The organism is Pseudomonas neustonica (genome assembly GCF_003797945.1).
In the GTDB taxonomy this organism is placed as follows: Bacteria; Pseudomonadota; Gammaproteobacteria; order Pseudomonadales; family Pseudomonadaceae; genus Halopseudomonas; species Halopseudomonas neustonica.
The window spans coordinates 1-12,280 of sequence record NZ_RKKU01000004.1; the positions used below are offsets into that span (position 1 = coordinate 1).

Sequence of the window (12,280 nt, forward strand, 5' to 3'; positions counted from 1 at the left end):
CAAGCTGAGGCCTTGGGCATGACTAACTTGAATGGTGGCACGCTCTGCAACGCTGAGTTCGGAATAAGACATAGGGCAGCACCGTACCGGAAAGGTCAGGTGTTGCACTCAGTTTTTGCCGCCGCCTGGCCTAAATAATTCAAGCAGCGAAGCACACGGTGCAACAGTCATGTGTTGGATGATGGTTGTCTGCCCACTTATAACTGTAGTCTCATTGCCGTTGGATGTTGCAATTGATACGCTTCTTTTGCCTGTGGACGCACTGAGTGATCGCGATGACAAAAAAACAGATCAGTAATAGTGGCGTATAACTAGTATTCCCATTCGCTGCTCTGCGAACACAGAGCCAGTATGCGTAAGATCGTCTGGGATGACGGCATTGAGTTCACCAGCAAACCGATTTTTTTGGTGCAAGGAAATCGGCGTGCTTCTGGGGTTTATTCAGCTCGGTAGGCTTATTCAGGATTTCTACTAGAGCGGACTTTTGCTGTAGATTTTTTGAAAGAGTGAACTAGGCTGAAAAGCTCATAGACGTTCTTGGTCCTTGGGAGCGCTGGATAAATGGCGTTGTTTTTAACTTGAATGGCGTCTGCAGTGTGAATGTTATAAAAAAGTCATGTTTCGCCGGTCTTGGCCTTGGGCTGATTTTATTAGTATCTGCCTGTATGCCCGTATTCCTCTATCAAAAAGACTATTCTTTTTATGATGCGGATTTCGCATTAAGCGCAAATTCCGCGCTGCGCACTGATGGTTTTTATGTGTTTGAAGGGATGGCTGGCCAGCAAGGTAATATTGCTGATAAACCAGATGTGTATGAGGTGTATAAGTTCTATAAATCCGGTCAGGTCAATTTTTTATTGACGGATATGCTGCAGGAAAATGGCGTTTATTTGAACGCCATGAAAGATCAGATTGAGGCGGGCGAGGCGGGGCGGACGTTATTTCAGGGGTACTACAAGATATACGGCGATAAAATCATTATCGAGCAGGTCAATACTGTGACGACGAATTTTATCTATTCATATGCGTTGGTAGATCATGACACGCTGACGGTCGTTAAAAAGACTATCGAGGGTGGCGGAGCGTTCAGGGCCGACTATTTTTCCGGCAAGTCTACTCTGGTCTATCGTTTTACCCCTGACGAAAAAGCAGAGTCTGAGCTGTCACCTAACTGGTGAAATACGGCTTCGGTTTTATTTGGCGTGATTGATAGCCTTACATGGAGGGTATATGGGCAGCGAGACAACAGGTTCGATTTTCCGTCGGCTGAAAATGCTGAGTATCCTGGCGATGAGCATGGCAATCATGGCCTGTCAGAATTTCAGCGCAGAGCAAAAGTACGATTGGTCAGCCACGCTGTCTGCGCCTGAGGAATATCCAGTGCAGGCTTACGCTGGAGCGATCATTGCTGAAGGTTATCAGCAGTCGTTGGCGGGTTTTGGCGATGCTGATGACGGCTGGGGCAATGCGTCAGGCTATGTCGTTATGGGGCCGGATACAAAAAATCTGCCTGATCGTCTGCAAGTCTCTTGGCATTCATTCGTGGATCAAAGGAACTACGAAGGCGCATGGGATTTGCCCAAGGATGCTATCGCGCAGCTATTTGCTGAGGGCTTTATTGATCACACCACGAAGAAGAAACGTACCTACACCACCTTCGTTATAGGCTTGGCCCCCAATGGACTGGTGGTGGTATGGCTGTCTGGTGATGGCAACCAGGTTGAGGTAGCCAATTTTAAAGCACAAGAGACGTTAGTCGATATCGATTACGTTTCGGATGACAGCAGACCTGTTTTCTCAAAAAAATATAACGATGTGGTCTTGTCCCAGTTAAACGACGAATTCAATACATTCGAACGCATCAGGCTGGGTGAATACCCGAGCCCCGATCTGTACGAGCAATTCAGGCAGCGTTACTTATGGCGGCCTGTGGTTGCGCTGCCCGAAGAGTACCAGCTCGATAGCTTTGTATTGCATACCTATAATGGCGAAGTTGAAATAACCTCAAGTGATAATCAAGACAGGCTGTTTGATTATCAAAAGAGAGGTCTGCTGAAAGGCTTTTTCTTTAGTTGGCGTGATGTTGATAACGTGAAAGTGGCGACCTGTTGGCTGGAAGACTTTGATCAGGCTGAAGTGATGAGGGCTTATGCAAACTTCAGCCCTTCAGACAATGTAGACTTGATCGTCAGGGGAGTGGGCTCGCCAGCCATATCGCTTGCCTTGAGAGGGGGCGATAAGGAAATTGAAATCAACACCTTTAAAGCCACAATTGAATGATTGCCTCCCTTTGGCGGGCTGGCTTTTTGGCAGTATATGGGGCGTTAGCATGTTGCAAGCAAAGATGATCCAGCCAGTCGTGCAGGAAGAAGCCACTGGGTGCGGCATTGCATCGGTTGCCAATATTCTGGGCAAAACCTACTCAGACATGAAAGCGATTGCTAACGCGATGGGGATTCAGGCATCGGATCGATCACTGTGGTCAGACACGCGCTATGTGCGCCGCCTGTTATCCAGCGCCGGCGTCACATGCTCTGACGCGGAAATACCTTTTCAATCCTGGGATGGTTTGCCTGATTTAGCCCTGCTATCGATCAAGCACCACCAGGAAGACGGCAAGGATTTTTGGCATTGGGTGGTATTCAAGCGTGTGGCAGGTCAGCCGTTTGTGCTCGATTCAGCCAGCTATCTACCGTCGAATATTCGCCAAGATTTCGCCGCTATGCAGCCTAAATGGTTTATCGAGGTTTATTCGGCGTTGTGAGCTTCTCAATTTAAAGATGGACGGTGGTTAGCAATATGGACGCGATGGAGCTGCGCTTTGTGGTGACAGCAGGGCAGCTAGTGACGCTAGCTGACAGCATCAACGCCCGGCGAAATGAGAAGAACGAAATGCAGGCGACTAAAGCGTATCCTGTTTTTTTACGCCTTTTCTCGTTTTGGCTTCCATTGCTGTTCATGGCCGTGGTCTTTTATTTTTTGTTGGATAAAGACGCGCCAGAAACCTATGTATCTCTAGCTCTGAGTCTTATCGCTTATCTTTTGGCCTGGAAATTTCTGTTAAAAAGACTGGTAGAAAGCCGTGCGCCACCCTTGGTACTAAAAAAGCCGCCACCAGATGGGAGGCTGGAGCCACTGACGCTTTTGCGGTTAAAGCCGCTGCAAGGAGAGCATCGGGTCAAAATAGCGTCTTCCGGTTTACTCTTTTTTCTGCCTAATCGTAAAAGCGTGACGGTGCCTTGGTCGAGGTGCTGCAACCTGAAGCAAGGTTCGGATTTTTACTTCATAACGGTGCGCACTATCGGCTTTTTTAAAGCGACTTACCTGGTCGCGATCTCGGGTGAAGTGGTGGGTGGAGCTAGCTATCAGGCTGGTTTGGATTACCTCTGTAGTCGTCTTGATATCGACAACGGTCCCGCACAAAAAGCCTGAGGCCGCTTGCTCTAGCGTTCAAGGGTTGCCGCTGCGCAGGACGCTCCCAGGGTTATTCTTGATTGCAGCGATTGGTTTGGGAAGAGGCCTTCAAAGGTTCTCTCTAGATGTGGCGAGTCTGACCGCGGCGCAATGGGAGGAGCGGGGTCGCGGTTGTTGCTGAACACCGCGAGCAGGCTGGCATGAACAGCTCCAATTTCACCTTGGCGTGCTTGGCAGACGCTTTACTGTTTCTGGAGGCGTTATGGCGCAACAAGGGATGCAAGCCCGGCAGCGGGCGATATTGAAGCGGCTGGAAAGGTTTAGCCGTTTGACCGATAGCAGTATCAGCTTGCCGTTTACACGATTCAAGATTGGCCTGGAGGCGGTGATTGGCCTGCTACCCGTGGTGGGCGATTTTGTCGGGTTGGTGTTGTCGGGTTACGTGCTGTTTGAGGCGCAGCGAGCGGGTGCGAGCAAGGACCTAAGGCGCCGCATGCTGCGTAATATTGTGGTCGATTTCGTTGGTGGTCTGGTGCCCGTTGTGGGTGATGCCTTTGATGCTATTTTTAAGGCCAATACGCGCAATACCCGGCTGCTGAAAAATCACTTGGAAGAACAGTTGAGTATCGAGCCGCCGCCACCGGCCTTTCCCTGGACGTTACTGATCGGCTTGTCCTTCGTGTTTGCGGTTCTGGTCGGTGCTTTTGTGCTTATTTTAAAATGATCTGCTGAGCTGGAGGCGCTGCCGCTTTGCGGGATTCCAGCGTGACTCACGTATAAGTCGAGGCGGGTTATAGAGGCGCCTTATAAGCTCCTATTGCCGAGCCACCCTTCAGCCGGAGGGCAGACATTACTGTGCTAATGTCAGGTCCGCAGGCTAGCCGCATCCGCGCGCAGTATCTTTTGCGCCCGCCGGATTGCTAGCTCCCCTATCTTGTGAGGAGTTAAACCGTGAACTACGAAGAAGTCGTATTCGGGCGTCGCAGTATTCGCGCTTTTCAACAGAAACCGGTGCCGCGCAGCGTTTTGGAAGAGGTGATAGCCATGGCGACGCGCGCGCCATCTTCCATGAATACCCAACCTTGGCATCTGCATGTGCTGACCGGCGAGCCGCTGGACCGTATTCGGGCTGACAACACCGAGCGCATGCTCAACGGCACGCCACCGTCCAAGGAAAGTCGCGGTATTGGCTCATACGAGGGCGAGCATCGTCAGCGTCAGGTTGATATTGCCGTGCAACTGTTTCAGGCCATGGGCATCGCCCGTGATGACAAGGAAAAGCGACAGGATTGGATTCTGCGTGGTTTCAGGCAGTTTGATGCGCCCATCTCTATAGTGATCACTTACGATAAGGTCTTGCAGGAGGGCGATATTGCTCAGTTTGACTGTGGCGCTCTGGTTAATGGCCTGGTGAATGCGGCCTGGTCGCGTGGCCTGGGCTGTGTAGTCAATAGCCAAGGCATCATGCACTCGCCGGTTGTGCGTGAGCATGCTGGCATTCCTGAGGATCAGGTGATCATGATTTGTGTTGCAATGGGCTATCCGGACGAAGACTTTCCCGCTAACGCGGTGGTGTCGAAGCGCCGTCCGGTCAGTGAGGTTGCCAATTTTGTCGGATTTACCGAAACAGCTTGATAGCCCGCTTGGCCGCTAAGCAGAATACCTCGATCTGCTAGCGTTGCTGCTCGGCGCTAACAGCTTCATGGCTTTTATCGGCACAGCCCATGTGGCTGCTGCGCCGTTAAGCGTTCTGTTGTTTGGTTGTTATGGAGTGGCTAAGTGCATGCAAAGGAATGAGCTGGTGGTCTGGCTGGATGATCATCGCGCGCGCTGTGACATGCAAGTTGAGGAAATCCCCTGGCAAGCGTCGCAGGAATGGGCTCTGCAGCAAGGTCACCTGTGCCATCGGTCCGGCGGCTTTTTCAGCATTGTGGGCGTTTCGCTTGAGGGGGGCTCATCGCGCCATCCCCCGCAGCCGCTTATTTACCAGCCTGAGATAGGTATTCTGGGGTTTTTGCTGCAACGTCAGGCCGGGCGCAAGCATGTATTGGTTCAGGCCAAGCCTGAGCCAGGCAATGTTGGGCTGGTGCAAGCCTCTCCTTCAGTGCAGGCAACGCAGAGCAACTACACCAGAAAGCATCAGGGCAAAGAAACGCCGTTCCTCGACTGTTTTATCGGCACGCCTGATGTTCAGGTACATGCCAGCACGCTGCAGTCGGAGCAGGGCACCCGTTTTCTCGGTAAATATAACCGTAACCTGCTGGTTGAATTGCCGCCCTCTCTGGTTGTTGATGAGGTGGAGGGCTATCGCTGGGCTCCCCTGGAGGAGCTATGCGCACTGCTGGCGATGGACTTTCAGATCAATACCGACGCGCGCTCGGTGCTGGTTTGCTCCCCTTGGCGATTGCTGGCCGCTACAGGCGAACCGTTCCAACGCTGGCGGGGTAAAGGCGGCCTGGGCGAGCAATTGCTGTGCTCTTATTCTGCGCCCGAACGCGCGTTTGCCAGCTCAGACGAGCATGTCGCGGGCAGACTCGAACGCATGCGCGAGACCTTTGCATTTACCACGCAGATGACCAGTCTCGGTTTTGCGCCGGAGTGGATGGCAGGTCGCGCTGCTGTTTTATCTGGCGCTTATGGCAGCTTTGAGGTGCGTCACTACCAGGTCAGCAGCAGTGCGAGGGAAGTGGATTTCTGGGATCAGCCGTTGATTGCTTCCACGGAAGAGGGACTGGCGGTTCTGCTGGCCAAGGAGATCAATGGCGTGCTGCACTTTCTCTTCAAGTGCCGGGCGGAGATTGGATTTACCGAATGCTTTCAGTACGGTCCGTCTATCCAGAGTTCGGGCGGCGTGCCCGCCATTATCGCCGGGCTTGATCAGGAAGATGAAGCGCTTATGGCGGCGCTACAGCAGGCCGAGCCACTGCTTTCCAGTCGTCACTCCGATGAGGGCGGACGTTTTTATAAGTGTGTTTCCTGCTATCGCGTGATGCTGCTCGATAGCGCACAGGAAACGCCGGTAACCGATGCCCTGAGCTGGATGACTCTGGCGCAGGTGGAGCGCTTTTCGCAGCAGCAGGGGTTCTTTTCCAATGAAGCGAGAAGCCTGGTCTCCATGCTGCTTGCCTATCTCTGAGCGCATTATGCAAACACCTCGCGTGACCTTTATTATCGCCACATACCGACGTGTTGATGCACTGCACTCTACGCTTCGCTCGTTGCAGTTGCAGACCTGCCAGCAGTGGGAGGCCATCGTCGTTGGCGATTGTTGCGGGCCAGAGACTGGCGCGATGCTCCACACTCTTGCCGACGATCGCATCCGCTACTACAACTTTCCTGAGCGCTTTGGCGAGCAATCCGGCCCCAATAGTTTCGGTCTGCACCTGGCCACAGGTGATTTTGTCTGTTTTCTCAATCACGATGACCTGCTACTGGCCGATCACCTGGACTATGCGCTTGGCCAGATTGCCGCTGCGGGAGCCGATTTCTATATCGGGCAGGCCGCTAACGGATACCAACTTGCTGCAGACGCTTCAGGTGCCATCATGCCGGTATTTACCTCGGTGTTGCCTTTGCAGCCTGATTTGGTAGACCTGATCAAGGAGGATGATTATGCCTTTGATCCCAGTAGTTTCTGGCTGGTGCGCAGGGCCTATGCCAGAAAGGTTGGGTCCTGGCAGCATTCCAGCCGTCTTTGGCGCACGCCGCTCAGACATTGGATCATGCGGGCGTGGCGGCTTGGCGGTGTTTTCAGCTTTGGCGACAGGGTAACCGGCCTGCGTTTTTGGACGCAGAATGTGCGGGCCAGTACGTCGCTTTATGACGTCGAAACCACTGAGCACCAATACATGATCAAGATGATGGAAGCGCGCTCAGTGCACGATGTACACGCGTTTATTGCTCAGCAGCTGCAAGAGGCAGCGAGCAAACGGGGACCGGCCAGGCGCAAAAAGCCGATAGGTACCCGTCGAGCGCTGCAAAAAGCGCTTTTCCTGCATTTGGGTATAGATCATCTGGTCGTCAGATCCTGGTTCTCTCGCAGGGATAAGGGTGGGCTGCACAAAACTCTGTTGCAAAAGCGCACTGGCGAGTCGATTTCACAGCCAATGGATATCGATAGCCTACTTAAGAACCCCGAGGCCCTTCGGGTCTTGTAAGATACACGTCATCGTTGGCTGCTTTTTACTAGAGTGACGTCGCTGTGCGACTCATCATCCATGCCCGGTGGTAGCCTATCCAGGCAACGCGTATTTGCCAGGCGCTATTGGCGCCTAACCCCCACAAGACGGTCTAGCCTCATCCATGAAGATTGACGCGATAAACTTGCCTGACGCTGATGTCACTTGCGCAACCTGCAGAGCGAATTGCTGTCGCCTGGAGGTGATGCTGATTACGGATACGGGTGTGCCAGACAAGTACGTCGCGGTGGACGAGTGGGGCGGCATGACCATGGCGCGATTAGATGACGGCTGGTGTGCGGCGCTGGACCGAGAAACCATGCTCTGTGGTATCTACGAAAAGCGCCCCTGGATTTGTCGGGAGTTCGAGATGGGCGGTTATGAATGCCTCGAAGAGCGAGCCTCGCTGCCATCCCCCGATGCTTGAGATTTGTCACTGATACCTTCCGCCTTGATGGCAATGTCTTCGTTGCCAGCGACCTGGGGTCATCTTTGCTTGCCAGCCTTTAGGGCGCAAACGCTTAGGCAGACCGACTACGGGTCGTCAGTTTGCAGGCAAGCCCGTTGCGTTGCGATCTGCCTTTCGGTAAAAGCAACAATATCCGTACTCTCAATAAGGTTCCCAAGATCGTGAAATACCTGGCTTTGCTTTCTTTCTTGTTATTGATGCTCGCAGGCTGCAGCACCGCTCAGCCCCGCGCTGCTGGAGATTGGGCCGGGTATAAAGAATCTGGTCAGGCGTCCTTTTATGCTGATAAACACCAGAACCAAAGGACCGCGAGCGGTGCGTTGTACCGGCATGATCTGAGCACGGCCGCCCACAAGAAGCTGCCTTTTGGTTCTGTGGTTAAAGTCACCAATACCAGTAACGGAAAAAGTGTATTGGTGACCATAAACGATCGCGGACCCTTTGTACGCGGGCGTGTTATTGATCTCTCAAAATCCGCTTTCAGCCGTATTGGAAATACCGCCTCCGGATTGTTGAATGTTGAAATTGAAGTGATTCGCTAAACTCAGGCAGTCCCGTGATCAGCCGCTCTAGCGGCTATCGGGTACTCGCCTTCTCCGCCCACGCAGCCATGACAAGGATGTCATCATGCGCACGCTTTTATCCCTGCTGTTGATTGTTTTTCTTACCTACCTCCCGCATGCAGTCTCAGCTGGGCCCAAGGGGCATGAGCCGATGCTGGCGACTGTCTACTCGGGCAACGCCGATGTCACGTCATTCTGGGTTAGCGAGAAGCTGGATGGGGTGCGTGCACACTGGGATGGGCAGGCGCTGTGGAGCAGGGGTGGTTACCGTATTGCGTCGCCAGGCTGGTTTACCGCAGGCTGGCCTGCCATGGCAATGGACGGCGAGTTGTGGCTTGGTCGAGGCCGTTTTGCTGAGGTCAGCGGTATTGTGCGCACAGGCGAGCCGGACGATGCGCACTGGCGTCAGGTCAAGTTCATGGTCTTCGATCTGCCCACGCATGGAGGGACCTTTACGCAGCGGGTGAGGGCGATGGAAGCCTTACCGGCCGTTGGGGGCAACTGGTTGCAAGCGGTACCTCAGTTTAGAGTGGCCAGTGCCGACGAGCTGGACGCACGTCTGTCCACGCTGGTTGCGGCAGGTGCCGAGGGCCTGATGCTGCATCATCAGGATGCGCGCTATCACGCTGGCCGCAGCGCAGCTCTGCTGAAGTACAAGCCCTATGAGGATGCCGAGGCATGGGTCGTAGGGTATACCGCAGGCCAGGGTAAATATGCAGGCATGGTAGGGGCGTTGGAGGTTGAGGACGAGGCAGGACGTCGCTTTCGGTTAGGTAGTGGCCTGAGCGATGCCGAGCGGGCCGACCCACCGCCGCTGGGTAGCTGGGTGACCTATCGCTTTAACGGACTGACGCGCAACGGCTTGCCGCGCTTTGCCCGCTTTTTGCGTGTACGCGAAGACAGGCTGGGCGTCACCATTAAGTCCGCCGACCAGAATACAGGTGGTTGACTGGTAAGGCTTGAGCATTGCGGTGATGCTGCGCATGATGGCCTACGCTTGCTCTGATTTTTCCTGCCCTATCGGGAGTTGTACACTTTGCTGGAACTGAAAACCCTGGGCCTCTTTCTGCTGACGGCGTTGGCAGAAATTCTGGGCTGCTATCTGCCCTATCTTTGGTTACGCGAAGGGAAGAGCATCTGGCTCTTGCTGCCTGCCGCGTTGAGTCTGGCCATGTTCGCCTGGTTGCTGTCGCTGCATCCCCAGGCCGCGGGACGGGTATACGCGGCCTATGGCGGCGTCTACATCTTCGCGGCTATTTTGTGGTTGTGGGCAGTAGACGGGGTCCGCCCGACTGCCTGGGATATGCTGGGCTCCGCTGTTGCCCTGACGGGCATGGCGATCATTATGTTTGCGCCCCGAACGGCTTAATACATCCAGTCGGGAGCGCATGTCGTGCAAGCTTGTTACCCGTTAGCACCACGCGGGCATGGTGGATGTCCGGTAGCGATTGTTACGCTCTCAGCTTAGCCGAGTACGACCGCATGACCTTCCTTCGGATCAATACGCCCGGCTACCAGATCCTCAACCAGTTTTTTTGCTTGCTCAAGGCCGACGTGTTCATTGACCAGCATCCAGGGTTGTTGCGGATTTTTTACCCGCTGAATGAACGCCAGTTGGGCCTCATTGAACTTGCGTGTTACCTCGGCGGCACCCCAGTCGGCGTTGCGTTTCTTGATTTGGTAGGGCGCGAAGTAGGGCTGCGGTGCCGGGCCGTGAGCTGGTGCGTCGGCGGCACTGAGATGTTCATGGTTTTGCGATGAGCCGGCAAAGCAGCTATGCACCAGGTTATCGTTGAAGTGAGCGTGAATGCGGTTGCGCAGCTCGTTATTGCCCGAAAAGTCGACATAAAGCGTCGGCACACTGGCGTCCAGTTGCTCAACCTCATCGTAGGCCATAGCGCGCTGGTAGCAGCCCAGGTTGTCGACAAAGTCAGTGTTGCCGCTGGACGTGAGGCCAATCAACTCAACCTTGGGGTTATTTTCCAGGCAGAAGGCGGTGCCGTAAGCGGTTTTGCTGGACGCGCTGGATATCACGATGCGGCGCGCGCCAAAGAAGTCGTTGTCTTGCAGAAAGTCGGCCAGCATGAAGGAGGTAATGAACAGCGGGCGCAGCAGCATCTGATAGTTCTCATCTTCTGCACGGTAGGCCGCGTCCGTGCTGACGCGCTGATACTGATTGTAGGCTGAGGTCAGCTCCAGGCGGTGTTCGGCCCCGTCGTAAAAGCCGCGCTCTGAGACCCGCACTGGCTTCATCACTACATGACTGGCTACTGGCCAAAAACCATAGAAACGCTCGCCTTTGTGCAGGCCCTCGACTGAGGTTTCCACAATCTCGGCAAAGCCCCAGGCCGGCATGTGGAACCAGGCCTGGTCATTGGTTGGATAGAAGCCCCAGTAACGCAAATGTGGGGTTTCACCAAAAGCCGCGTAGGTAATATTGTTGGTGGTCAGGGCCAGATTACAGATGCGCAGCAAGGCTTCTCCTGCTTGTAGCTCAGGTATGGCTTCGCTGTGGATACGGGCCTGCTGCAGGTCTGCTTTGTTGTTCTGTAATTGGCTGAGGGTCTTCATATTTTGGCTCCTTGGATAGGTGAAACGTGGTGACAATGACTGTAGCCTGTACGCCCGCTTAACGGGTTCGGATATCCATGAGTAACAAGTCAACGCCGCTATACCCCCGTCCCAAGCCGCTCAAGCGACCTACACAGTCGCGCGCCAAGGCCACGGTGCAGGCCATTTTTGATACCTATGTTCGGATTTGGCAGCGTGATGGCTGGGAGCGACTCACCACTCGGGCCATCGCTCTGGAGGCAGGCGTTGCGGTTGGTACCCTGTATGACTACTTTCCCAGCAAGCAGGCACTGCACTCAGGCTATGTACGCCACTGCATCGAGTCGCTATTGCAGGTGATCGAGCTGCGGGCGGTGCAGCCGCAAGACTTAACCTGGGAGCAGCGCGTGTCATGCCTTGTGCGTCTGCTGTGTGGGGCGGAAGGGGCCAGCTCCTGGTTTCATCCGGACATGCTGGAATTGGAGCCTATGGTTGCGGAGCAGAAACACCAGCGTCGCGCCTATGATGAACTTCTGAGTGCCTGGCGCCGGGTTTTGCAAGCCGCAACTGATCTACCCGCGCAGCCATCAGATAGTACGCTGGAGGCATTGCATCTGGCGGTTTGGGGTGGTCGCCGCTACGCCATGCTGGTGCAACTGGATGCTGTCGCCATGCTAGCGTGGGCTGCGCAGATGGAGTCCTTCTGTCACGCCGCTATCAGCTCGGCTGCTGTTCACCGCAGCTAACGGTTCAGGCGTGACGGCTGGTGCGCACCTTGAGATAGTCGCGTTGAATGGCCGTTTCCAGCGCATTGGCTGCACTGACCAGTTCATCGAAGGTTTCCCGTTTGGCTTTGAGTTCGCCGATTTGCTCAAGCGTTGGTTGGTCACCGGTATTTTGCTCAGCCAGTTCGACCAGCGCTTTCAGATAATCCCTGCGCGCCTCGGCAACCAGGGTGATGATCGGCTGCAGGTTGGTAAGGTTCAGTTCAGGCAAAGCGGAGTTGATAACGCTGAAGTTGGTCTCGCGCCGCAGTTTTTCAAATTCCAGCAACAGGCGGTTGCTATCAATGGTCATGCTTGCTTCCTTCCAGATTTGAATGGCTT

15 protein-coding genes are annotated in these 12,280 nt (G+C 54.3%); 13 read left to right on the plus strand and 2 right to left on the minus strand.

The annotated features are described in order from the left end of the window. Window positions 1–596: 596 nt before the first annotated feature. From EF096_RS04995 to EF096_RS05050, 12 genes are all read left to right on the plus strand, one after another. Window positions 597–1,178, plus strand: coding sequence for a hypothetical protein (locus EF096_RS04995; protein WP_123888528.1), 582 nt, complete (start codon window positions 597–599; stop codon window positions 1,176–1,178). Window positions 1,179–1,230: 52 nt separating this feature from the next. After that, entirely contained in the window at window positions 1,231–2,280 is a 1,050-nt protein-coding gene (locus EF096_RS05000; RefSeq protein ID WP_123888529.1) for a DUF2931 family protein, read from the plus strand. A 49-nt stretch (window positions 2,281–2,329) separates the two neighbouring features. Continuing rightward, window positions 2,330–2,764: a hypothetical protein gene (locus EF096_RS05005; RefSeq protein ID WP_235869634.1), complete on the plus strand. Its 435-nt coding sequence runs from the start codon at window positions 2,330–2,332 to the stop codon at window positions 2,762–2,764. Window positions 2,765–2,799: 35 nt separating this feature from the next. Further along, window positions 2,800–3,432, plus strand: a complete 633-nt coding sequence (locus EF096_RS05010) for a hypothetical protein (RefSeq protein WP_123888530.1) — start codon at window positions 2,800–2,802, stop codon at window positions 3,430–3,432. Window positions 3,433–3,676: 244 nt separating this feature from the next. Further along, window positions 3,677–4,138, plus strand: a complete 462-nt coding sequence (locus EF096_RS05015) for a DUF4112 domain-containing protein (protein ID WP_123888531.1) — start codon at window positions 3,677–3,679, stop codon at window positions 4,136–4,138. Between the two features lie 227 nt (window positions 4,139–4,365). Next, a complete protein-coding gene (locus EF096_RS05020; protein ID WP_123888532.1) occupies window positions 4,366–5,049 on the plus strand; it encodes a nitroreductase in 684 nt (227 codons plus the stop codon). Window positions 5,050–5,197: 148 nt separating this feature from the next. Then, window positions 5,198–6,550: an NDP-hexose 2,3-dehydratase family protein gene (locus EF096_RS05025; RefSeq protein WP_123888533.1), complete on the plus strand. Its 1,353-nt coding sequence runs from the start codon at window positions 5,198–5,200 to the stop codon at window positions 6,548–6,550. A 7-nt stretch (window positions 6,551–6,557) separates the two neighbouring features. Next, window positions 6,558–7,571, plus strand: a complete 1,014-nt coding sequence (locus EF096_RS05030) for a glycosyltransferase family 2 protein (protein WP_158611238.1) — start codon at window positions 6,558–6,560, stop codon at window positions 7,569–7,571. Between the two features lie 145 nt (window positions 7,572–7,716). After that, window positions 7,717–8,019: a YkgJ family cysteine cluster protein gene (locus EF096_RS05035; RefSeq protein ID WP_123888535.1), complete on the plus strand. Its 303-nt coding sequence runs from the start codon at window positions 7,717–7,719 to the stop codon at window positions 8,017–8,019. Window positions 8,020–8,222: 203 nt separating this feature from the next. Then, window positions 8,223–8,603, plus strand: a complete 381-nt coding sequence (locus EF096_RS05040; protein WP_235869635.1) for a septal ring lytic transglycosylase RlpA family protein — start codon at window positions 8,223–8,225, stop codon at window positions 8,601–8,603. Between the two features lie 85 nt (window positions 8,604–8,688). Continuing rightward, window positions 8,689–9,573 (plus strand): DNA ligase, encoded by an 885-nt coding sequence (locus EF096_RS05045; protein WP_123888536.1) that lies wholly within the window; start codon window positions 8,689–8,691, stop codon window positions 9,571–9,573. A gap of 87 nt (window positions 9,574–9,660) precedes the next feature. Continuing rightward, complete coding sequence (locus tag EF096_RS05050) at window positions 9,661–9,993, plus strand: YnfA family protein (RefSeq protein ID WP_123888537.1); 333 nt, start codon at window positions 9,661–9,663, stop codon at window positions 9,991–9,993. A 95-nt stretch (window positions 9,994–10,088) separates the two neighbouring features. Here EF096_RS05050 and EF096_RS05055 read toward each other — a convergent pair whose 3' ends face one another. Further along, window positions 10,089–11,195 (minus strand): DUF2855 family protein, encoded by a 1,107-nt coding sequence (locus EF096_RS05055; protein ID WP_123888538.1) that lies wholly within the window; start codon window positions 11,193–11,195, stop codon window positions 10,089–10,091. 77 nt (window positions 11,196–11,272) lie between these two features. Here EF096_RS05055 and EF096_RS05060 point away from each other — a divergent pair, with 77 nt between their 5' ends. After that, entirely contained in the window at window positions 11,273–11,920 is a 648-nt protein-coding gene (locus EF096_RS05060; protein ID WP_123888539.1) for a TetR/AcrR family transcriptional regulator, read from the plus strand. 4 nt (window positions 11,921–11,924) lie between these two features. On the opposite strand, the gene EF096_RS05065 is transcribed toward EF096_RS05060, so the two are convergent. Then, complete coding sequence (locus tag EF096_RS05065; RefSeq protein ID WP_123888540.1) at window positions 11,925–12,251, minus strand: hypothetical protein; 327 nt, start codon at window positions 12,249–12,251, stop codon at window positions 11,925–11,927. Window positions 12,252–12,280: the final 29 nt, after the last annotated feature.